We start from the raw sequence: 21,076 nt of genomic DNA on the forward strand, positions 1-21,076 counted from the left end.
ATAACTAGGTAGGTATTCTCTTTTGCTTATACCTGTTAGCTTATAAAAGTCCTAAACTTAGGGTCTGTAAAGGCTAAAACAGTACAGGTAAACAGGATTTAAGATAATAATAAGGATTAGTTTGGTAGGTTGATAAATTTTCAAACAAGTTGCTTGTAGGTTGATGAAAATTTAATTACACCTTAAAAATTACAAGAATTGTCAATTGAGGTATTCTTGATAATCCTTTGCCAGAATATTAGAGATTTAGCTTCCAGTTTAACAAAGCCACAACACTTAACATTTAATTTTATGTCACAGCATTCTTTCCCAACAGTGGTAGTCATCGGAAATGGTATGGTCGGTTATAAGTTCTGCGAGAAACTTATGGCAAAGTCAAATGCCTTTCAGGTTGTTGTTTTTGGTGAAGAACCACGCCGCGCATACGACAGGGTGCACCTGAGTGAGTTCTTTAGCGGCAAGTCGGCTGAAGATCTGTCTATGTCGCCGGAAGACTGGTATCGCAACCACAACATCACGTTGCATCTAGGCGACCCGGTTACTGAAATCAATCGCCAGGAGAAAACCATCCACTCGTCGAGAGGTCTTGTGCAGCCATACGATTACCTGGTGTTGGCTACTGGTTCGGGTGCCTTTGTGCCGAACATACCCGGTGTGGAGAAAGATGGTGTGTTTGTATACCGAACCATAGAAGATCTGGAGTTGATACAGCAGTATGCACATACCTGCCGTAAAGGAGCTGTGATGGGTGGTGGACTTTTGGGTCTGGAAGCTGCCAAGGCACTAATTGATTTAGGAATTGAAGAAACGCACGTAATAGAATTTGCACCTCGCCTGATGCCGCGGCAAGTGGACTCGGCTGGTAGCAAGACGCTGCAAACTAAGCTGGAGGCACTGGGGCTGCAGATGCACCTGAGCAAAAGCACCACCAACATAGCGGGCAACGGAAAAATTACAGCCCTGGAGTTTGCAGATGAAACAGCGCTGGAAGTAGATATGCTGGTGATCTCAGCCGGTATCCGTCCGCGCGACGAGCTGGCTAAACTGGCTGGTCTGGAAGTAGGACTACGTGGAGGCGTTGTGGTGAATGATAAAATGCAAACCAGCGACGAAAGCATTTTTGCGATAGGTGAGTGTGCCCTGCACGAAGGCATGATCTATGGCCTGGTAGCACCTGGTTACGAAATGGCAGAAGTAGTGGCTACACAGATTAGCGGCGGCGACAAAGGGTTCTATGGTTTCGACATGAGCACCAAGCTGAAACTGATTGGTGTGGATGTAGCGAGCTTCGGCGACCCGTTTGTGGCTGAGCCAGATGGCAGGTCTATCGTGTTTGAAGATGCGAACAAAGGTGTTTACAAACGCATCAACATCAGCAACGACGGCAAGTACCTATTGGGCGGAGTGCTCGTTGGCGATGCAGAAGCTTACAACATGCTGTTGCAGACAGTTAACAATAAACTGGTGCTGCCTCCAAACCCCGAAGACCTGATACTGGGAGCAAGAGGAGGGGAGGCCAGTTCAGGAGCCGGTGTCATGAGTCTGCCGGACGATGCCCTGATCTGCTCCTGCGAAGCCATAACCAAAGGCGATATCTGTTCTGCGGTAAACGAGCAGGGAATTACCTCTGTGGAAGGCATGAAGAAATGCAACAAAGCCGGTACAGGCTGCGGTGGTTGCGTGCCGCTCGTGAAAGACCTGATCACGGGCACAATGAAGGAAAACGGCCAGTACATCAAGAATGTGGTGTGCGAGCATTTCGACCATTCCCGCCAGGAGCTGTTCGACCTGATGAAGATCAACAACGTCCGAACCTACGACGAAGCCTTGGATACTTTTGGTAAAGGCGATGGTTGCGAAGTATGCAAGCCGGTGGTGGCAAGCGTGCTCGCCAGCCTCTGGAACGATGTGATTGTGAAGCAGCACACCATACAGGATAGCAATGACCGCTACCTGGCCAATATCCAGAAAGGCGGTACCTACTCCGTGGTTCCCCGTATTCCGGGAGGTGAAATAACACCAGATAAACTGATCGTAATCGGGCAGGTTGCCAAAGAATACGGGCTGTATACGAAGATCACCGGCGGCCAGCGCATCGACCTTTTTGGGGCGCACGTAACCGACTTGCCAGAGATATGGGAGAAGCTGATAGAGGCCGGTTTCGAGAGCGGGCACGCCTACGGCAAAGCGCTTAGAACCGTGAAAAGTTGCGTAGGCAGCACCTGGTGCCGCTTTGGTTTACAAGACAGTGTATCCTTCGCCATTGAGGTAGAGGACCGATATAAAGGCGTACGCGCACCGCACAAGTTTAAAGGCGGTGTAAGTGGCTGTATCAGAGAGTGTGCGGAGGCACAATCTAAAGATTTCGGAATCATAGCCACCGAAAAAGGCTGGAATCTGTACGTTTGCGGAAACGGTGGTTCTAAGCCACAGCACGCACTGCTGCTGGCCACCGATGTAGACAAAGAAACCTGCATTAAATACCTCGACCGGTTCCTGATGTTCTACATCAAAACAGCCGACCCCCTTACCCGTACCGCCACCTGGCTCAACAAAATGGAAGGCGGCCTGAGCTACCTCAAAAATGTAGTCATAAACGACAGCCTCGGCATAAACGAGCAGCTGGAAGAGGAAATGCAGGCGCTGATCAACAACTACCACTGCGAGTGGAAAGAAGTAGTGGAGAACCCGGAGCTGAGAAAGCAGTTCAACCACTTTGTAAACGCCCCGGAAGAGAAAGACCCTTACGTGCAGTTCGACACCATGCGCGAGCAGGTGAAAGCAAAAGAATGGTAGGGCTGCGTAGCCCTAAGCCAAAATCAAGCAAAAACTCTTCAGAAGGCCATTTTTACTAGAAGAATTTGGTTGCTGATTGTTAAATGAATGACCAAAAAACTTTTATTGGTGCGAGCTTGTAGCTCGTACTTTCATACCCACCTGAAGAGAAAAAGCAGTACGAGCTACAAGCTCGCACCAGCGGTGGTAAGCCTGAGGTACCCTTGGCAACAAGTAGGTCAAAAAGCCTCCGGAAGGCCAGTTTCATTACAATAATTGATCGGCAGCGCCAAATAAGAAATTAGAAATTCATAATTAGAAATGTAGAGATAGATGAGGGTAAAACAAATCAGCTAATTGCTGCTGCTACACCCACCATCAACATTCACTCACTCAAAACTCAAACGTCATGGAAATTCAAGTTGCAGAAGCCGTAAAATGGGTAATGGTTTGTAAAACAGAAGATGTGCCGCAAAACGGTGGCGCCTGTGTGAAATACAAAGACGAGCAAATAGCCATCTATAACTTTGCCCGCCGTGGCGAGTGGTATGCCACGCAGAACCTGTGCCCGCACAAGCAGCAAATGGTGTTGTCGCGCGGCATGATTGGGAGCACCGGCGACACCTGCGAGCCTAAAGTAGCCTGCCCATTCCATAAAAAAGCCTTTTCACTTATTTCAGGAGAATGCCTTTCTGGTGAGGAGTATAAGCTGATAACTTACCCGGTAAAAGTAGAGGCAGGCATGGTCTACCTCGGAATAGAATAAGGAATTTCTTGTTTTATCCGGAAAAAGCAGATTATTTGAGCTTTTAACAACTAAATAAATCTGCATGCGCGATATAACACACAAGCAAATTACACTTCGGACAGCCCGGGCTGTAGCCGTGATTTTTTGCACCCCCGAAACCATTGAAACCATTAAAAGCGACCAGCTCCCCAAAGGAAACCTGTTCGATGTAGCCAGAGCCGCTGGCTTTTTAGGCGCCAAAGCCACCCCACAGTTATTGCCGCACTGCCACCCAGTGGGTATTGACGGCATGCAGATAGAGTTTGAGTTCCTGGAGCAGGAGCAGCACGAGGGGCAATTCCCAGAAGCTGTTTTTCAGCGGTCAGGCATCGTGATAACCGGTGAGGCCAAGTCGATTGGGCGCACGGGCATTGAGATGGAAATGCTCACTGCCGTATCGGTGGCAGCCCTCGAAATTTACGACATGTTGAAGCCGGTAGATACGCAGCTGGAAATCGGCCACATTAAGCTGCTGGAGAAGAAAGGCGGCAAAAGCGACCGCAAAAAGTTCTTCTCTACGCCGCCAACCTGCGCTGTGCTCGTCTGCTCCGACTCCACAGCTGCCGGCACCCGCGAAGACGGAAGCGGCACGCTGATAAAGCAGATGCTGGAAGAGGTAAAGGCCAATGTAAAGCATTACGCTATCCTGCCCGATGACCGGGAGCAGATACAGGAACAAATAAAAGCCTGGGTGGCCGAAGACGTGCATTTTATCTTCACCACCGGCGGCACCGGCCTAGGCCCTCGCGATAACACCGTGGCTGCTGTGGAAGAGATATTGGAACGCGAAGCAGAAGGCATCGCAGAAGCTATGCGGGCTCACGGTCAGCTCCGTACTCCGCTTGCCATGATGAGCAGAGGTGTAGCCGGAGCCATAGGAGAGACGCTTATTGTAACGCTGCCAGGTAGCACCAACGGCGCCAGAGAGTCCTTAGAAGCCATTTTGCCAGCCGTGTTTCATGCACGCAAAATGATGAAAGGAGGCGGGCACTAATGGCGCAGAAAGCAACCGCCGCATCAGCGTTAATGTCCATAGCAGAGGCGCAGCAACTGGTAAAAGCCCAGGCAAAATCGTTTGGGCAGGAGCAGGTGGCGCTCGACGAGGCAGACGGCAGAGTGCTGGCCACAGCTATACGAGCCGACCGCGATTATCCGCCTTTCAATCGCTCCGCTGTAGATGGGTTTGCCATCAAAACAGCGGATTGGGAGCAAGGGCAGCGAAGCTACCCGGTGCAGGAAACCATTTTTGCAGGGCAGGCGCACCAGCAGGAACTGCAGCCCGGTTCAGCTTATAAAATTATGACAGGAGCTGCCGTGCCACCCTCGGCCGATGCTGTTATTCGGAGAGAAGACACTACGGAAGGAGAGGGCGCTGTAGAAATTTTACTTGATGCAGTGGCTCCTTATCAGAACATAGCCCGACAGGGGGAGGATGTGCAAAAAGAGGAAATACTTGTCGCAGTTCCTGTCCTGATCAATCCGTCTGTCATAAACTCGCTTGCGGCCGTGGGGCAGGCAAGTGTGCTGGTGGAGAAGCTGCCACGCATTGCCCTGTTTACAACAGGAGATGAGGTAAAGCCTATAGACGCGGCCGTTTCACCTATTCAAATCAGGAACAGCAACCGGCACCTGCTGCAGTCGCTGCTCCGAAAGTGGAAGCTGAAGCCGGATGTGTACCAGCATATCCCCGATACAAAAGAGGCCTTGCGGGAGACGCTGCAAAAGGCGCTGGAGCATGATATTATTATTATGAGTGGAGGCGTATCAGCAGGAGATGCCGACTATGTACCGCAGGTACTGCAGGAGTTAGGAATAGAAAAGCTGTTCCACAAAGTAGCCATCAGGCCCGGGAAGCCTGTTTTCTGCGGAAAGCTGCCAGGCGGAGGCATTGTGTTCGCGTTACCTGGCAACCCGTTTTCCTGCCTCGTTACCTTTACCTTGTTTATCGAATATTATCTCTACAACTGTTTCGGCTTCCAGAGCGGACCAGTTTACAAATACAAACTACAGCAAGCTCGAACCAAGAAGCACCAGCTAACTGAGTTCTTCGCTGTAAAACTAGATAAAGAAACTGCTGCCCTGCAGCCGCTCACGTTCAACGGCTCCGGCGACATCCGCGCCGGGCTCACGGCCCACGGGCTGGGAGTACAACCGGCGGAGCAGCAGGTGCTCGAACTGGGGCAGTCCATCGATTTCATCTCCTTCAGCAATAGCTTGCTGTAAGCAGAGGTTGCCACAGCAGCCTTCGCCTTCAGCGCTGCTTGTGGACAGGATAGAAGAGAAAGAAACAAAAAAGGAACCGCTAGTGTGAGCCTGTAGCTCGTGCTTCCGGTCTTGCTTTGGAAAATACAAGGTACGAGCTGCAAGCGCGCACCAGCCAAAATAATTTAGCTTCTAATATCTAACCTCTAAACTATTAAACATGAAGGCATCAAACGGAAAAGCAACCTCCATAAAGCTATTAAGCCTGAAGTCTATTCAGATGCGCACGTTCCACTTATCATGGCTGGCGTTTTTTCTCTGTTTCTTTGGGTGGTTTGGAATTGCGCCGCTTATGGCAGTAGTCCGCGAAGAACTTGATCTGACTAAAGACCAGATCGGCAACATTATTATTTCTTCGGTGGCCATTACCATTATAGCCCGTTTGGTTATTGGCTGGCTTTGCGATAAAATTGGTCCACGCATCAGCTACACTGCGCTGCTTATGTTGGGTGCACTTCCAGTTATGTTTATCGGCTTCAGCAACAGCTACGAGTCCTTCCTGATCTTCAGGTTGGCAATTGGTGTAATCGGAGCATCTTTTGTGATTACGCAGTACCACACTACTGTAATGTTTGCACCCAACGTGGTTGGTACAGCCAATGCCACCACAGCCGGCTGGGGTAACCTGGGTGGAGGCGTTACACAAATGGTGATGCCGCTTATTTTTGCCGCCTTTGTTGGCCTAGGCTTTCTAGATTCGCAGGCATGGCGTTATGCTATGGTGGTGCCAGGTGTGGCCATGGTTATTTGCGCTATTCTATACTACAACTTTACCAAAGATTCCCCGGCTGGCAACATCTCTGAATTATCGGATGTAGCGGCTGCCAAAAAGAAGAAAGATACTGTACCGTTCTGGAAAGCCGCTGCCGACTACCGCGTGTGGGTGCTGTTTGTGCTCTACGGTGCCTGCTTCGGCATAGAGCTTACTATCAACAACATCGCCGCCATCTACTACCACGACTTCTTTGAGCTGGATTTAGGCACAGCCGGTCTGATAGCAGGCTTGTTTGGGCTGATGAACATATTTGCCCGTACGCTGGGTGGCTTCTTCGGCGATAAAGCCGGTATCCGCTACGGACTCTCTGGTCGGGTGTGGTTCCTGGGTGCAGTTATCTTTATAGAAGGACTTGCCCTGATCGCTTTCTCGCAGATGACGGTGTTGCCGCTTTCTATTATTGTCATGATCGTGTTCAGCCTTTTCGTGCAGATGTCGGAAGGCGCTACTTTCTCTGTGGTGCCATTTATCAACAAAAAAGCCATGGGCGCTGTGTCGGGTATAGTAGGTGCCGGCGGTAATGCCGGTGCGGTAGCAGCAGGTTTCCTCTTTAAGGTGGATAATCTGTCGTACCCAGAAGCACTGTTCATCATTGGTTTGGTAGTGGCAGGCACCTCGGTCCTGGCCCTGCTGATCCGTTTCTCTCCCGCCATGGAAAAAGAAGCCAGAGAAGAAATGCACCAGCTGCTGGCCGAGAAAAACGGACAAGCCGTTCCAGCCACAGCTTATAAACTCGAAGAAGCAAGATAGGCAGTGTACCTAGACTTCGCAGCGTCTTGCAGACCTGCGAGCGTCTGCAGTATCGGCAGTGGTCAGTAATTATTCTAATGAAAATGGCCTTCCGAAGCTTTTTTGCCCAATTTCTGCCAAGGGTTTTAAAGGATGCAACAGTAAACCCCCGCAGCGTGCGGAGCTTCCAAAAACAAGGCAGGTGTTATTTCAACCCAACTATAGATTAGCTAAAACCAAGGTTCAGACAAAATGACGACCGAACTACATAAGGATAAATTTGCCAGCACCTGCTGCTACTGTGGTGTTGGTTGTGGCGTAAGGGTTTCTAAAGAAAAAAACGGTACGGTTACCGTGGAGGGCGACGCCGATTATCCGGTAAACAAAGGCATGTTGTGCAGCAAAGGCCTGAACCTGCAGTACACCGTTAACGATAAAAGCGACCGCCTGATGTACCCGCAGATGCGCTACAGCAAAAGCATGCCTATGCAGCGCGTAAGCTGGGAGGAGGCCCTGCAGCGGACCGCTGCCGTTTTCAAAACCTTTATCCAGAAATACGGCCCGGATTCAGTTGCTTTTTATGTTTCAGGTCAGTGTCTGACGGAAGAGTATTACGTCGTAAACAAACTGATCAAGGGCTTTATCGGCAGCAACAACATCGACACCAACTCCAGGCTTTGCATGAGCAGCGCGGTGGCAGGCTATAAAATGGCCCTCGGCGAAGACAGTGTGCCGGTAAGCTACGATGATATTGAGCTCGCCGACTGCTTCTACGTAACCGGCGCCAACCCTGCCTGGTGTCACCCGATTCTGTGGCGAAGGGTGGAGGCGCATAAAGCCGCTAACCCCGGAGTAAAGATCATTGTAGTAGACCCACGCGTTACGGACAGCGCAGCTATTGCCGACCTGCACCTGCAGCTAAAGCCGGGCACAGACGTGATCCTGAACCACGCCATTGGTCGTGTGTTGATCGAGAACGGCGACATAGATCTTAACTTTATTCAGAACCATACCGAAGGTTTTGAGGCGTATAAAGAAGTCGTATTTGAGCGTTCCTTAGCAGAAGCTGCTGAAATATGTGGTGTGCGCGAAGAAGATATACGGTTGGCTGCCACTTATATTGGGAATGCCAAAGGTTTTATCTCGATGTGGACCATGGGTCTGAACCAGAGTGCGGTGGGTGTAGACAAAAACCTGAGCCTGCTTAACCTCAACCTGATCACCGGGCAAATCGGCAAACCAGGTGCCGGACCTTTCTCGCTTACTGGTCAGCCTAACGCTATGGGAGGCCGTGAGGTAGGAGGCTTGTCGAATCTGTTGGCTGCCCACCGTAACCTCAACAACCCGGTGCACCGCGAGGAGGTACAGAAGTTCTGGGGCGGCACCACGATCTCAGAAAAACCCGGCCTAACAGCCACCGAAATGTTTGAGGCTCTGAACGACGGCCGCTTGAAAGCTGTCTGGATTATCTGCACCAACCCCCTCACCAGCCTGCCGAATGTGCGGCAGGCGGAGGAAGGACTGAAGAAGGCAAAATTTGTGGTGGTACAGGATGCCAGCAATAAACCTGAAACGCTGACATATGCTGATGTGGTGCTGCCTGCTGCCGCCTGGGCAGAGAAAGAAGGAACTATGACCAACTCGGAGCGCCGGATCAGCCATCTGGCAAAGGTGATAGATGCGCCAGGTGAGGCATTGCCAGACGCAGAAATCATTTGCCGCTTTGCCCAGAAAATGGGTTACCGTGGATTTAATTTCAAAAATGCCTCTGAAATTTACCAGGAGCACGCGCAGCTAACGGCTGGCACTAATATCGATATTACGGGCCTGAGCTATGAGCTGCTGCAGCAAAAGCGCAGTGTGCAATGGCCTTACAAATTCGGTGAGACAGGAGAGGGTACGCCACGCCTGTTTACCGATAACGTGTTCTACACACCATCTGCCAAAGCTGTTATTCATCCGGTTCCTGTTGCTTTCAGAAGCGAAATGCCAGACGAGGATTTTCCGCTTATTCTAACCACAGGCCGGATTCGCGACCAGTGGCACACCATGAGCAAAACCGGGAAAGTGAACAAGCTCAAAAAACACATTTCGCAGGCTTACCTCGAGATTCACCCCGCCGATGCCGACGTGCTAAAAATTGCAGAAGGCGATGTGGTGGTGGTAGCCTCCAGGAGGGGAGACGTGCGGGTAAAAGCAAGGCTAACAGCCAACATAAAACAAGGCGTAGTATTTCTGCCAATGCACTGGGGCAAGATTCTGGGCAACGACCTGAACCGCGCCAACAACGTGACGAGCGACGTGCTGGACCCGATTTCGAAAGAGCCTGACTTTAAGTTCTGTGCCGTGCGGGTGGAAAAATACAAGAAGCCGTTCCAGCGCATTGTAGTGGTAGGAGCCGGGGCAGGCGCCTATGGTTTCGTGAAATCTTACCGTGAGATTAACCCGGACGATGAGATCACGATCTACAGTAAGGAGGATTTTCCGTTCTACAACCGCGTGATGCTGCCCGACTACATTAGCGGTCAGCAACAGTGGGAGCAGCTCGTGAAAATGAAAGACGCGGAAGAGCCTGCCTACAACATAAACCTGCTGCGGGGGGTGAGCGTGGAGAAGGTGAATCGCGAAGAAAAGTGCGTGATCGACTCCAGGGGCAACAGAAAAGACTACGATGTGCTGCTGATGGCAACGGGTAGCCGTGCTGCCGTGCCGAAGCAAGTGCCGTCTTTGCCGGGTATTTTTACCATGCGCAGCCGCACAGATGCCGACAACTTTAAAAACCATGTACCGAAAGATGGCCATGTGGTAATTGTAGGCGGTGGCTTGCTGGGGCTGGAAATGGCGGCCTCGCTGCGGGAGATCGGTGTGAAAATCACCATCATCCAACGGGTGTCCCGCTTCCTCGACCGTCAGCTCGACCCGCTCGGTAGCCAGCTATTGCATGAGGAGATGGAAGACCAGGGTTGCGATATTTATTACAACGATGAGGTGCAGCTCTACTACGGTCGCTCTAAGTTGACAGGCGTTGGGCTGAAAAGTGGTCGCCGCATAGACTGCGATGCCATGATCATTGCCATTGGTACGGTACCCAATCTGGAGCTTGCCCGCGACTGCGGCCTTGACTGCAAACGTGGCGTGCTGGTAAACGAGCGCCTGCAAACCAGCGATCCAGACATTTTTGCCATTGGCGAAATTGCCGAGTTTGAAGGCATTCTATACGGTATCACGGCAGCAGCCGAGCAGCAGGCCGAGGTGGTAGCGCAGTACCTGAACGGAGACATAGCCAGCCACTACCAGGGCAGCACCTTTATGAACATTATCAAGATTCACGGCTTCGACCTCTGCAGCATAGGCCTGCCGGAGTGCCCCAGCGAGGACTACGAAGAGATCGTGTTCATCGACAAGGCGAAGCGCTACTACAAAAAATGCATCATCCACCAGGACCGCCTGGTAGGCACCATCCTGATCGGCGATAAGAGCGAGTTCCAGGAGTTTCGGGAGCTGATCTCGAACAAGATAGAGCTGAGCGACAAGCGCTTGCAACTCCTGCGCAGTGGCAGCAAAGCCGAGCCAGTGCTGGGCAAGCTGGTGTGCAGCTGCAACAACGTGGGCGCCGACAACATTCGGAACAAAATAGCCAGCGGCTGTACCGACTTTAAAGAGCTTTGCGCCAGCACCGGTGCCGGCACAGGCTGCGGCTCCTGCCGGCCAGAAGTTAAAGCCATTCTGGACGAGCAACTGCAGCTAGAGGTGCTGGAAAGCAAGGTGCTGGTGTAGCAGAAACTGGATTAATCAAGATCATGGATTAAAAGGAGGACTCTGATTTTACGGATTTTAAAATGTGCTTATATAATCCATGAAATCCATCAATCCAGGTAATCTGTGATTCAGACGAAAAACTCACTCATTCTCTCATTCTAAAATGAAATCACATACCATCAAAATAAACCTGCCAGGTGGCATTGTAGCTGCCGGAGACCTGTTTGAAGTACTGACAGCCGCTGAAAAGGCAGGTGTGGAGAATGTGCGGTTCGGCAATAGGCAACAGCTGTTTTTTTCAGTGGCAGAAGACAAGCTCCCGGTGCTGAAGCAGGATCTTTTCTTGGCCGACATCATGTATGAGCTGAATGCAGATGCGCATCCGAACATCATCAGTTCCTACGCAATTGAGGAAGTTATTTACCACCCCGATTGGTTGCGCGAAGGGGTGTACAAAGATATACTCGACCTGTTCGATTATCGGCCGCAGCTCAAGATAAACCTGGTGGACAACGACCAGACCTTTTTCCCTTTTTTTACCGGCAACCTCAACTTTATTGCCTCCGACACCAGCAACTACTGGTACCTGTACATCCGTTTCCCTAAAACAAATGTTATTTACCAGTGGCCAACGCTCGTATATTCCGAAGATATTGCTGACCTGAGCAGCGTTATAGAACGCACCATTTTTGCCAGTCCGGAGCTTTTTTATGACCGTCCTGCTATAGATGGAAACCTGCTGCACGGCATGGTGAATGCAGTGGGCGATTTTGTGATTCAGCCCATTACCAAGGCGCTTAAACTACCGGAGTTTACGCTCTCTTACTACGAAGGCTTTAACCGCTACGGGAGCAACAAACTATGGCTGGGCATTTACCGCCGCGATGAGCTGTTTAAAGTAGCCTTCCTGAAAGACCTCTGCAAAGTCTGCATGAAAACCCGCGTGGGGCAGCTCTATACTACCCCCTGGAAATCGCTAATTGTAAAAGGTATAGACGCGGCTGACCGGAACCTGTGGGACGCTGTGCTTTGCAAGTACCGCATTAACGTGCGGCATGCTTCCAACGAGCTGAACTGGCAGGTAGAGGACCAATGCGCTTACGGCCTGGAATTGAAAAACGAACTGGTGCGGAAGCTGAACGAGGAAGATGTTCGAACTTTTAGGCTTTGCTTTGCCATTAAAACACAACCTAAAACGGGTTTGTTTGGCTCCATCGTTATCCGGACGCAGCAGGATATTACCGATGGCGTTGTACTGGCCGACGAGCGGTTTGAGATTCTTTACACACGCGATTTTAACCCGAATTCAAAAGATTTTATTAGTTTTAGGAAAGATGTGCGCCGGCCTGAACTTAGTAACTTCATAATAGAGTTGTGTAACTATTACTATGAGCTGCAGAGTGAGCCGGACTTGATGGCTAATGCGGTCTACCTCGAAAACGAAGTGCTTACTGAAGCAGCAGAGCCTGAAAAACCGAAGGTTTACCAATGCCGTAACTGCTTTACAATTTACGACGAAACCTATGGGGATGCTGTAAACGAAATAGCCGTTGGTACTCCTTTCGAAAAACTGGAGACGTACTGCTGCCCGACCTGCGAGGCACCCAAAGAAGATTTTAAACTGATAGAAACGCCGCAACCCATACAAACTGAATGAGTCCAGATCTGCTTATAGCCATTTCGTTACTGATAGTTGGTTTCCTGTATGCCTCGGTGGGGCATGGCGGGGCGAGTGGTTATCTGGCGGTGCTCTCTATTTTTGCGGTGCCTGTAGTGGCTTATAAACCTATGATCCTGGTCCTGAACATGGTGGTGGCCGGGGTAGGATTTTACCAGTTCTACAGAGCAGGCTACTTTAAATGGAAGTTGCTCTGGCCCTTTCTTATTACCTCCATTCCGCTTGCTTTTTTTGGCTCACGGGTCACGCTGCCCGAAGGTAACTTTAATATGCTGCTCGGCCTGGCGCTGTTACTGCCCGTTATTCGGTTACTTGGTTTAGGCCCGAAAGAAAAACAGGAGCAGCAGGAGCTGAATCTGGTCACGGCCTTGCTGTGGGGCATCGTTATTGGTTTTTTGTCGGGATTGCTCAACATTGGGGGCGGAATCTTTTTGAGCCCTTTGTTGGTTATACTGGCATGGGCCAACGCCAAGCAAGCTGCCGCCGTATCTAGTCTTTTTATATTCTTCAATTCGCTGGCGGGGCTTTTGGGGAGTTCCTTCACAGACTATGCTATCAGCAATTCTTCGTACATTTGGTTTACGGCGGCTGTAGTTGGGGGAACAGCAGGTGCTTATTTCGGGAGCCAGCGGTTTGCACAGGCAACGGTGCGCTATTTGCTTACGGCCGTGCTGGCCTTAGCCTCGGTTAAACTTATATTTTTTATGCAATGATGGAGTTGAACGACAGATACAACAGGACCTTTAAAACCTTACGGGTAAGCTTACTGAGCACCTGTAATTTAGGGTGCGTGTACTGTACCATGGGCGACCCCACCATTAATGTAGATAAAAAAACCCAAACACCAGCTTCTGTTTTTTTGCAACAGATAGAGCAGCTCCATCAGCAACTCAACCTCGAAACCATTCGCTTTACCGGAGGAGAGCCCTTACTCTACCGGGAGCTGACAGAAGTAATTGCCGGCGTGAAAAATATTGGAATTCCGAATATCAAGATAACCACAAACGCTTTTCTGCTTGACCGTGTGGCACCTATGCTACAGGAGGCAGGACTGCAGTCGGTTAACGTGTCGCTGGATGCGGTGGAGGAGGAGGTGTTTTTTAAAATGACCAAGCGGCAGCAGGTGCACCGCGTGCTGAAGGGCATCGAAACAGCCCTGGCCTGTGGGCTGGAGGTAAAACTGAATGCCGTAATTCTGAAAGGGATGAACGATTGCCAGGTACTGCCGCTGTTGCGTTATGCATTTGAGAATGATATTGCTATTCGGTTTCTGGAAGTAATGGCCATGGGGCACCTGCACCAGCACGCAAACCAGTACCTGTTTTCGCAGGACGATATCCTGGCAGCCATTGATGCAGAATTCGAGTTCTTTAAACTGCTCCGCAAACCCGGTTCCACCGCCAATTACTGGCAGACACTGGAGGGGAAGGTATTCGGCATAGTGGCCAATGAGAGCGAGCCTTTCTGCCAGGACTGCAACCGCCTCCGCCTCGATGCTCAGGGCAATATCTACGGCTGCCTCAGCAGCAACCACCCCGTTTCTATAAACGAGGTACAGGATAAGCAGGTGCTGCAAAGCAAACTGCAACAGGCCATGTGGCAAAAGCAGGATACAAAGTTTACCGGTAGTGAGCTGAGCATGCTGCATATTGGCGGCTAGTGTTTGTACGGTCATCCCGAGTGTGCCGAGGGAACTAGTAAGTATAAGACGATATTAAATAGATTCTTCGGCAAGGTCAAAATGACATAATATATATAATCAGGTTTTTCATAATTGCATCTCTCTAAAGATTATCACACGAACTATAAAAGATGAAAGTACAGGTATTTGCAGCACTGAAAGATTATTTCGAGAAGGAGTTTGAAGTAGCAGGTAACGTGCAGGATGTGGAAGCGCTGAAACAGCACCTGTTGGAGCTGAACGGAGCTGCCGGAAATATGCTCAAGATATGCCGTTTTGCCGTGGGTGACGAATTTGTGGACCAGAGCTTTCAGCTGAAAGAGACTGACACGGTTTGTGTGATACCGCCTAGTAGCGGAGGGTGATATCGGAATATTAATTATGTTGTTTATGCTCAAGTCTATCTGAGATACTTGAATCCAGCAAGCCATTTTAACTTACCACCTTCAACTCCCCTGATCCAAACTTAACTAGCTCATGATTTACCTTTCAGATACCCCCCTTGATGTAGTTGGCCTTTTGGCTGCTGCCCACCATCCGAAGGCAGGCGCTATTGTGCTGTTTAGTGGTGAAGTGCGCGACAATAACCTAGGCAGAGACGTGGCTTTCCTGGATTATGAAGCGCACGAGTCAATGGCGGCGAAGATGATAGCAGCTATTGTGGAGGAGGCGAAGCAGAAGTGGCCATTGAATATTGCCGTGGCGCAGCACCGTACTGGTAAAGTGGCCGTAGGCGAATCGGCGGTGGTAGTGATTACAGCTTCTCCGCACCGTAGCGAGGCCTATGCCGCCAACCGCTACATCATAGACCGGGTAAAGCATGAGGTGCCGATCTGGAAATGCGAGTATTTTACCGACGGCACCAAAAAGTGGGGCGGCAACTGCAATTGCCACGATATAACCGGCGATGCCAACAAGCATGTGTACGAGTTTGATGAAATGAAGAAATAAGCTGCTAGTACATTATTAAATTAGAATTCAGCGTCATGAGGATTGATTTTAACTAAGCAGCAATCTTGGCTAAATAGTCTCCAAAGGTGAAACCACACGCGCCACCATAATTTTTTAATTTCTCATTTTTAATTTGGCGAAGCCTACCATGAAACCAGTTGTTACCATAGAATATTGCCCGAAATGTGGCTGGATGCTGCGGGCGGCGTACATGGCACAGGAACTGCTGACAACCTTTAGCGATGAGCTGCAGGGCGTGCTGCTGCAGCCCAGCGAGGTGAGCGGGCGCTATACCATCCGGGTAAACAAGGAGGAGCTGTTCGACCGTAAGCGTGAAGGCCGTTTCCCGGAAATAAAAGAGCTGAAGCAACTGGTGCGCGACAAGGTAAGCCCGGAAAAAAGCCTCGGCCACTCCGACAAAAAATAACTGCCCTTCTCAAGAATGAAGAACCTGGTAGGTGTAGTGTTGTGTGGTGGCCAGAGTACCCGCATGGGCTCCGACAAAGGGCTGTTGAAGAGAGGGGATACCATCTGGGCCAAACTTGTAGCCAGCAAGCTGGAACAACTGTCGGTGCCGGTGGTGGTTTCTGTTAATTTTACCCAGGTAGCAAATTATGCTAATCATTTTGCCCTTCCGGAGCTGGTAATCGATGAAGCAGGCATAGGGTTGGAAGGACCGTTGAAAGGTATTTTGAGCGTGCACCAGCAGTACCCGACTGATAACTTGCTGCTCCTCGCCTGCGATATGATCGATATGGAACCTGCTACACTGCAGGAGCTGGTGATGGCGTATGAGCAGGAGCCCGGTCACGATTTTTATGTGTACCAGCAGGGGGAGTTTGCGGAGCCTTTTGGCGCTATTTACACAGCGGCAGGCTTAGCGGCAGTTGTGCAAAAGCTCAAGACAGGGCAACTGCTGAAAAACAGTATGCGCTATGTGCTGGATGGTGGCAAGGCCAAGCGCCTGCCACTACTGCATCAGCAAAGCTTTCAAAACTATAACAGCATTTAAAAAGAGACACAAGCCGCAGAACTTACTCTAAATCCTGTGTCTTGTGTCCAGTATCATTACGTACTATTTTCTTAGCGACAGAATATATTTAGCCATTTCAGAGGCATCTGCTTTGCTAACATTTGGGTGTGGCGACATAGGCACCTGGCCCCATACACCTGCACCGCCTTGAATTATTTTACCAGCCAGGTAATCTACATTTTTGTCGTTAAATTCATACTTTTTGGCCACATCTACATAAGCCGGTCCTACTACCTTGGTTTTTTCCTGGTGGCAGGCCATGCAGTCTGATTGTGCTATTAGTTTGCCTCCCTTTTCGTAATTTCCATCGGCCAGTGCCGGAGTTGTGGTGTCTGTGGCGATTTCTGTTCCGTCAGTGGGAGTTGCCGTGTTAGTGGTTATAGCTGCAGTGGTGTCTCTGTCTTTGCTTTCGTAATGTTCGGCATACTCCGACGATGAGTTACTGCATGCAAACAAAAACGCACCGCAAGAGAAAGTTAAAAGCACTTTTTTCATGATTCAGTTTAATTTATATTCGTTTAGAAACTTCTAAGCGCAATAGGCTAGGCCATATTTGCTGGACAGATTAAGCCTGATAGCCTTGCCTGCCTTTTACGCAGGAATATAGATATTATTTAATTAAAATGCTGTTTGTGGTAAGTTTTTCTAAACGTAAGGAGGTGCCTCTGCTGCAATTTGCTCTAAGAATTGCCAGGTAATACCTGTCCCTTTCTGTCATAAAAACGGCCTTCCAAAGCTAAATCTGAGCTCCGGAAGGCCGTTTTTATGACAGAAATTTTAACTTAAAGCCAGCCTTTTATAAGAGGTGTTGAAAGGTTTAGGAGTTAGCCATTCATAGTCAAGAGCTCTGATGCAGCACTTCTGCTTCTGGCATGTGTGCGCTTCATCCTGCCTGGCAGGAGAATTCAACAGACTTCCAGATCATCGGGCAGAACTTCGGCGCTGAACCCATGATGTTGTAGTAGCTCTATCAGCAGGGAAGGCTGTACTGGTGTTTCAGCACATTCGACCCGTAGTATTTTATCGCAGTCTTCCAGGTCGAAATTGGCCTGATAGGCTTCAAAGGTTTTATGGATCTGGTGGAGGAGCCTATTGGCTTTCTTTTTACCTGTTACATTCGTTTTAAAGACTTCTACCATGCTTGTTATCAGTTTCGGCAAGTTCTTTTACCTTTTGCAGTGCTTGCTCCCAGGTTTTGCTTAACCACTCATAGTGCTTTTCAGCAGAGTCCTGCTCTATGGTTAGTTCAGTTTTTCCGTTTAGGGAGCGCACCCGGTAGGTTTCTGTTGATCCTTGCCAGCTTTTCATTTCCTCACTATCATAAATTTCTTCGCCATCTTTAACCATGCCCAGGTGCTCTATGGTAATTACATCGTTAGGTTTATGCAGTTTGATTCTGCTAACCATGCCGCTGCCTTCCGGGGTTAAAAACAAGGCTTTACTTCCTTCTTTCCAATCGGTTTCAGCATAAGATCCTTCTTCGAAAACCGAGGTCCAGGCACGGTAGGTGGCGTCGCTGAGCAATACATCCCATACCTTTTCTTTTGTAGCATTAATTTCTGTGGATAATCTTATTTGTTGCATTTCCATAGCTGTATTAGTTTAAATGGTTCTTGTATAGTTTTAGAGAATTAATGTTAGTTGGCAGAACTTCATTAGGCAGAAGTTAATTAGTGAAAAGAGGAGAACTGCAGTTTCTAATTCTCGCCTTGTCTCCTTGCTGCCTTAGCCAAATTATTCAAATCAAAATGGCCTTCTGGCGGCATTTTCGATCTCCAAAGGCTAAGGGGGGGTGACTTAGAGCAGCAAGGTTGCCAGCGAATCAGTGTAACAAACTTAGCTTGTATTTTTGATTTAGAAGGTGTGCAACTGCGACAATCTAAGGGGTTGATCGCGACAAAGCCTTTGCCTATTTTTAGCCTATGAAACACGTGGCTTTACTTATTCCGGAAGGGGACTCCAGCCTGAGCAACCTGGAGGCAACCTATAAAATGTTCTCCATGACCAACGGCTTCCTGGAGAAGGCAGGAAAGCAGCCCTTGTTTAAGGTGCAACTAGTGGGAGCCAGCCTCACAAGCCGCCTAAGCAACGGCATGTTCAGCATCAGCCCAAACGTGACCATAGCAGATGTGGCAAAAGCAGACCTTGTTGTGATACCGGCCGTGCACGGCGATATGAAACAGGTAATAGCAAATAACCAAGACCTGTTGCCCTGGCTACAGCAGCAATACCGGCAGGGTGCGGAAATTGCCAGCCTTTGCATCGGCGCATTTTTGCTGGCCAGCACCGGTTTGCTCACCGGAAAAAGCTGCGCCACCCACTGGCTGGCAGCCGCAGAGTTCCGTAGCATGTTCCCCGACGTGAATCTGGTAGACGACAAAATTATTACAGACGAGCAGGGATTGTATACCAGTGGTGGCGCTTATTCATCGCTGAACCTAAACCTTTACCTCCTCGAGAAATTTGCAGGGCGGGAAATGGCGGTGCTGGCCTCCAAGATTTTTGAGATTGACATAGAACGGAACAGCCAATCGCCCTTCATCATTTTCAGAGGGCAAAAAGACCATTCGGACGAAGCGGTGAAGCAGGCGCAGGAGTTTATGGAGCAGCACTACCAGGAAAGAATTACGGTGGATGAGTTGGCAGATATGATTGGTGTAGGGCGCAGGAGCTTTGAACGCAGATTCAAAAAAGCAACCGGCAACACCGTAGTAGAGTACCTGCAGCGGGTAAAAATAGAGGCGGCTAAAAAGCAGCTGGAGTCGGGCCGGAAAACGATTAGCGAAGTGATGTACGACACCTGCTACTCCGACACCAAAGCTTTCCGGGATGTGTTCCGCAAATACACCGGCATGACTCCTATCGACTACCGGAACAAGTACAGCAAAGAGGCTGCGTAGGTTGCTGAGGCTGCGCCAAATTCAAAATTAGTAGGCTCCAGCGTCCTCACTCGTGACGACTATTCTGCGGCTTCTGTCCGCTCTGAAACGTATATGCAGCTACAGGGCGTGCAGGCAATTCCTTGATTTTACCCAATAAGGCTTTAGACTATAATTTTCAATTTCTAATTTTTACTTAAGCGAAAAAGCCAGCCAATCAAATTTGATTGGCTGGCTTTTTCGCTTAAGTCGGAGTGGCAGGATTTGAACCTGCGACCTCCAGCACCCCATGCTGGCGCGATACCAGGCTACGCTACACCCCGATCGAAAGTAAAAGCCCTACATTGCTGTAAGGCTTCTATTTTCTGTGCACTCGAGAGGATTCGAACCCCTAACCCTCGGAGCCGAAATCCGATATTCTATCCAGTTGAACTACGAGTGCATTAGTGAGTGCAAAAATAGGAACTAAGTTGATAAAACGAAATTTCTTGAGGAAAATAAAATAAGATAAATAAGCGCTGCCAGCATAATGCTGGTTAGTCTTTAGCTAATCTGATAGCCCTGAAGGTATTAGAGAACAAATTGCCTCCGGGAGGCTATTTTGATTAGAATAATTGGCTATGGGCAGGGCAGCGGTTGGTAAGGCAAGGCGTAAAGGGCGTAAATACCCAAACTACATGGTTTTGCTGCCGCTAATGTACCTGATAATCTGTACAATACCTGTATCTAGCAGGGAGTAGTACACGTGCTTTCCTTCGCGCTGTGTCTGCAGCACTCCCTTATCGCGCATGTTTATAAGGTGGTGCGATAAAAGGGACTGTTCTATTTTAAGCGCTTCCTGCAACTCACCTACCGACAAACGCTGTTTCTGTTCCAGCAAGTCTATAATGCCGATCCGAACCGGGTGCGCCACGCACTTAAGCACGTATGCTGCCCGCTCCAACCGCTTCTGGTCAACCCTTACTTTTAAGGTAGTCATACAAAGGTGGGTTTATTATAGTTACGTATGAACATCTGTTCAAGTGTTGTTTTATATTTTATATTACAACAATTCTATCGGAGAAGTTCCGGTTTCGCATGATCCTGTTTCAGGCTGGCTAATACCGCAGATACAAAAAGAGGCTGCCTCCTTACGGAAACAACCTCTTTCTTCTTACAAACACAAACTACTATTGTTTTTGCGTGTGTATAAAATCAGGAAACTTCTTTGGGTCTTTCACAAAAAACACAGGCGTATTGTTGCCTACAAGGTCCCAGTTCCCATCTTCAGTATAGAATTTCAAGGCAAAGCCGCGCGGATCACGCTCACTGTCGGCACTGCCTTTTTCGCCACCTACAGTAGAGAACCGTAAAAATACGCTGGTTTCTTTACCTATTTCGCTAAATACTTTGGCGCGTGTGTAGCGGGTAATATCGTGGGTAACGGTAAAAGTGCCATAAGCGCCGCTGCCTTTGGCATGCACCACACGCTCGGGTTTACGTTCGCGGTTAAAGTGAGCCAGTTTCTCGTGTAAAATATAATCTTCGAGAAGCACCGGGCCACGCGGACCGGCAGTTAAACTATTTTCGTGCTCGTAATAGGGTCTGCCAGAGGCAGTAGTGAGTCGGGTGATTTTTTTGCTTTCGCTCATGGCTATTTTTTGTTTGGGTGATCAGGATTGTGAATCAAAAGTATAGCCAAATTCAATATAGATCAAATTGATAAAATTTATTATTCGATAGCTTTAACCTATTTCACTATGTTAAGGCAAGAGAATATTTGGTATA

General features: G+C 49.3%; 18 protein-coding genes, 2 tRNA genes and 1 pseudogene. 14 read left to right on the forward strand and 7 right to left on the reverse strand.

The window, feature by feature from the left end:
* Window positions 1-291: 291 nt before the first annotated feature.
* From nirB to ACMA1I_RS18515, 13 genes are all read left to right on the forward strand, one after another.
* Window positions 292-2,796, forward strand: coding sequence for a nitrite reductase large subunit NirB (gene nirB / locus ACMA1I_RS18455; RefSeq protein WP_337069913.1), 2,505 nt, complete (start codon window positions 292-294; stop codon window positions 2,794-2,796).
* A gap of 388 nt (window positions 2,797-3,184) precedes the next feature.
* Complete coding sequence (gene nirD, locus ACMA1I_RS18460; RefSeq protein ID WP_337069914.1) at window positions 3,185-3,541, forward strand: nitrite reductase small subunit NirD; 357 nt, start codon at window positions 3,185-3,187, stop codon at window positions 3,539-3,541.
* Window positions 3,542-3,605: 64 nt separating this feature from the next.
* Complete coding sequence (moaCB, locus tag ACMA1I_RS18465; RefSeq protein ID WP_337069915.1) at window positions 3,606-4,556, forward strand: bifunctional molybdenum cofactor biosynthesis protein MoaC/MoaB; 951 nt, start codon at window positions 3,606-3,608, stop codon at window positions 4,554-4,556.
* Window positions 4,556-5,785: a molybdopterin molybdotransferase MoeA gene (locus ACMA1I_RS18470; protein ID WP_337069916.1), complete on the forward strand. Its 1,230-nt coding sequence runs from the start codon at window positions 4,556-4,558 to the stop codon at window positions 5,783-5,785. The genes moaCB and ACMA1I_RS18470 overlap by 1 nt, the downstream gene beginning before the upstream one ends.
* A gap of 199 nt (window positions 5,786-5,984) precedes the next feature.
* Window positions 5,985-7,349 (forward strand): MFS transporter, encoded by a 1,365-nt coding sequence (locus tag ACMA1I_RS18475; RefSeq protein WP_337069917.1) that lies wholly within the window; start codon window positions 5,985-5,987, stop codon window positions 7,347-7,349.
* Window positions 7,350-7,580: 231 nt separating this feature from the next.
* Entirely contained in the window at window positions 7,581-11,105 is a 3,525-nt protein-coding gene (locus ACMA1I_RS18480; RefSeq protein WP_337069918.1) for a molybdopterin-dependent oxidoreductase, read from the forward strand.
* 145 nt (window positions 11,106-11,250) lie between these two features.
* Window positions 11,251-12,744 carry a rubredoxin gene (locus ACMA1I_RS18485; protein ID WP_337069919.1) on the forward strand — a complete coding sequence of 498 codons (1,494 nt, stop codon included), beginning with the start codon at window positions 11,251-11,253 and terminating at the stop codon, window positions 12,742-12,744.
* Window positions 12,741-13,478, forward strand: coding sequence for a sulfite exporter TauE/SafE family protein (locus ACMA1I_RS18490; protein ID WP_337069920.1), 738 nt, complete (start codon window positions 12,741-12,743; stop codon window positions 13,476-13,478). The genes ACMA1I_RS18485 and ACMA1I_RS18490 overlap by 4 nt, the downstream gene beginning before the upstream one ends.
* On the forward strand, window positions 13,475-14,425 hold the full coding sequence (locus ACMA1I_RS18495; RefSeq protein ID WP_337069921.1) for a GTP 3',8-cyclase MoaA: 951 nt from the start codon (window positions 13,475-13,477) through the stop codon (window positions 14,423-14,425). Before ACMA1I_RS18490 ends, ACMA1I_RS18495 begins: the two co-directional genes overlap by 4 nt.
* Window positions 14,426-14,577: 152 nt before the next feature.
* Window positions 14,578-14,811: a MoaD/ThiS family protein gene (locus ACMA1I_RS18500; RefSeq protein WP_337069922.1), complete on the forward strand. Its 234-nt coding sequence runs from the start codon at window positions 14,578-14,580 to the stop codon at window positions 14,809-14,811.
* Window positions 14,812-14,923: 112 nt separating this feature from the next.
* Complete coding sequence (locus ACMA1I_RS18505; protein ID WP_337069923.1) at window positions 14,924-15,397, forward strand: molybdenum cofactor biosynthesis protein MoaE; 474 nt, start codon at window positions 14,924-14,926, stop codon at window positions 15,395-15,397.
* A gap of 148 nt (window positions 15,398-15,545) precedes the next feature.
* On the forward strand, window positions 15,546-15,824 hold the full coding sequence (locus ACMA1I_RS18510; protein WP_337069924.1) for a SelT/SelW/SelH family protein: 279 nt from the start codon (window positions 15,546-15,548) through the stop codon (window positions 15,822-15,824).
* A gap of 15 nt (window positions 15,825-15,839) precedes the next feature.
* Window positions 15,840-16,409: a molybdenum cofactor guanylyltransferase gene (locus ACMA1I_RS18515; protein WP_337069925.1), complete on the forward strand. Its 570-nt coding sequence runs from the start codon at window positions 15,840-15,842 to the stop codon at window positions 16,407-16,409.
* A 63-nt stretch (window positions 16,410-16,472) separates the two neighbouring features.
* Here ACMA1I_RS18515 and ACMA1I_RS18520 read toward each other — a convergent pair whose 3' ends face one another.
* From ACMA1I_RS18520 to ACMA1I_RS18530, 3 genes are all read right to left on the reverse strand, one after another.
* Window positions 16,473-16,925: a c-type cytochrome gene (locus ACMA1I_RS18520; protein ID WP_337069926.1), complete on the reverse strand. Its 453-nt coding sequence runs from the start codon at window positions 16,923-16,925 to the stop codon at window positions 16,473-16,475.
* 410 nt (window positions 16,926-17,335) lie between these two features.
* Window positions 17,336-17,569, reverse strand: a complete 234-nt coding sequence (locus ACMA1I_RS18525; RefSeq protein ID WP_337069927.1) for a hypothetical protein — start codon at window positions 17,567-17,569, stop codon at window positions 17,336-17,338.
* A complete protein-coding gene (locus ACMA1I_RS18530; RefSeq protein ID WP_337069928.1) occupies window positions 17,553-18,020 on the reverse strand; it encodes an SRPBCC domain-containing protein in 468 nt (155 codons plus the stop codon). The genes ACMA1I_RS18525 and ACMA1I_RS18530 overlap by 17 nt, the downstream gene beginning before the upstream one ends.
* Window positions 18,021-18,352: 332 nt before the next feature.
* On the opposite strand from ACMA1I_RS18530, the gene ACMA1I_RS18535 reads away from it, so the two are divergent.
* Window positions 18,353-19,330, forward strand: coding sequence for a GlxA family transcriptional regulator (locus tag ACMA1I_RS18535; protein WP_337069929.1), 978 nt, complete (start codon window positions 18,353-18,355; stop codon window positions 19,328-19,330).
* 228 nt (window positions 19,331-19,558) lie between these two features.
* On the opposite strand, the gene ACMA1I_RS18540 is transcribed toward ACMA1I_RS18535, so the two are convergent.
* The 4 genes and pseudogenes from ACMA1I_RS18540 to ACMA1I_RS18555 all read right to left on the reverse strand — a co-directional run.
* A tRNA-Pro gene (locus ACMA1I_RS18540) sits at window positions 19,559-19,632 on the reverse strand.
* A gap of 45 nt (window positions 19,633-19,677) precedes the next feature.
* Window positions 19,678-19,751: transfer RNA gene (locus tag ACMA1I_RS18545), tRNA-Arg, on the reverse strand.
* A 231-nt stretch (window positions 19,752-19,982) separates the two neighbouring features.
* Window positions 19,983-20,288, reverse strand: a complete 306-nt coding sequence (locus ACMA1I_RS18550; protein ID WP_337069930.1) for a metalloregulator ArsR/SmtB family transcription factor — start codon at window positions 20,286-20,288, stop codon at window positions 19,983-19,985.
* Window positions 20,289-20,481: 193 nt separating this feature from the next.
* Window positions 20,482-20,940: pseudogene (locus tag ACMA1I_RS18555) on the reverse strand (catalase); the annotation flags it as partial.
* Window positions 20,941-21,076: the final 136 nt, after the last annotated feature.

It is taken from the genome of Pontibacter sp. 13R65 (assembly GCF_047525655.1).
Lineage (GTDB): Bacteria > Bacteroidota > Bacteroidia > Cytophagales > Hymenobacteraceae > Pontibacter.

Bases quoted from the DNA above. Each gene is read 5' to 3' on its own strand.
- ACMA1I_RS18495 (WP_337069921.1), top strand. From the start codon at position 13,475: ATGATGGAGTTGAACGACAGATACAACAGGACCTTTAAAACCTTACGG.
- ACMA1I_RS18520 (WP_337069926.1), bottom strand. From the start codon at position 16,925: ATGAAAAAAGTGCTTTTAACTTTCTCTTGCGGTGCGTTTTTGTTTGCA.
- ACMA1I_RS18525 (WP_337069927.1), bottom strand. From the start codon at position 17,569: ATGGTAGAAGTCTTTAAAACGAATGTAACAGGTAAAAAGAAAGCCAAT.
- ACMA1I_RS18550 (WP_337069930.1), bottom strand. From the start codon at position 20,288: ATGACTACCTTAAAAGTAAGGGTTGACCAGAAGCGGTTGGAGCGGGCA.
- ACMA1I_RS18510 (WP_337069924.1), top strand. From the start codon at position 15,546: ATGAAACCAGTTGTTACCATAGAATATTGCCCGAAATGTGGCTGGATG.
- ACMA1I_RS18535 (WP_337069929.1), top strand. From the start codon at position 18,353: ATGAAACACGTGGCTTTACTTATTCCGGAAGGGGACTCCAGCCTGAGC.
- ACMA1I_RS18500 (WP_337069922.1), top strand. From the start codon at position 14,578: ATGAAAGTACAGGTATTTGCAGCACTGAAAGATTATTTCGAGAAGGAG.
- ACMA1I_RS18490 (WP_337069920.1), top strand. From the start codon at position 12,741: ATGAGTCCAGATCTGCTTATAGCCATTTCGTTACTGATAGTTGGTTTC.
- moaCB (WP_337069915.1), top strand. From the start codon at position 3,606: ATGCGCGATATAACACACAAGCAAATTACACTTCGGACAGCCCGGGCT.
- nirD (WP_337069914.1), top strand. From the start codon at position 3,185: ATGGAAATTCAAGTTGCAGAAGCCGTAAAATGGGTAATGGTTTGTAAA.
- ACMA1I_RS18530 (WP_337069928.1), bottom strand. From the start codon at position 18,020: ATGGAAATGCAACAAATAAGATTATCCACAGAAATTAATGCTACAAAA.
- ACMA1I_RS18505 (WP_337069923.1), top strand. From the start codon at position 14,924: ATGATTTACCTTTCAGATACCCCCCTTGATGTAGTTGGCCTTTTGGCT.
- nirB (WP_337069913.1), top strand. From the start codon at position 292: ATGTCACAGCATTCTTTCCCAACAGTGGTAGTCATCGGAAATGGTATG.
- ACMA1I_RS18475 (WP_337069917.1), top strand. From the start codon at position 5,985: ATGAAGGCATCAAACGGAAAAGCAACCTCCATAAAGCTATTAAGCCTG.
- ACMA1I_RS18485 (WP_337069919.1), top strand. From the start codon at position 11,251: ATGAAATCACATACCATCAAAATAAACCTGCCAGGTGGCATTGTAGCT.
- ACMA1I_RS18480 (WP_337069918.1), top strand. From the start codon at position 7,581: ATGACGACCGAACTACATAAGGATAAATTTGCCAGCACCTGCTGCTAC.
- ACMA1I_RS18515 (WP_337069925.1), top strand. From the start codon at position 15,840: ATGAAGAACCTGGTAGGTGTAGTGTTGTGTGGTGGCCAGAGTACCCGC.
- ACMA1I_RS18470 (WP_337069916.1), top strand. From the start codon at position 4,556: ATGGCGCAGAAAGCAACCGCCGCATCAGCGTTAATGTCCATAGCAGAG.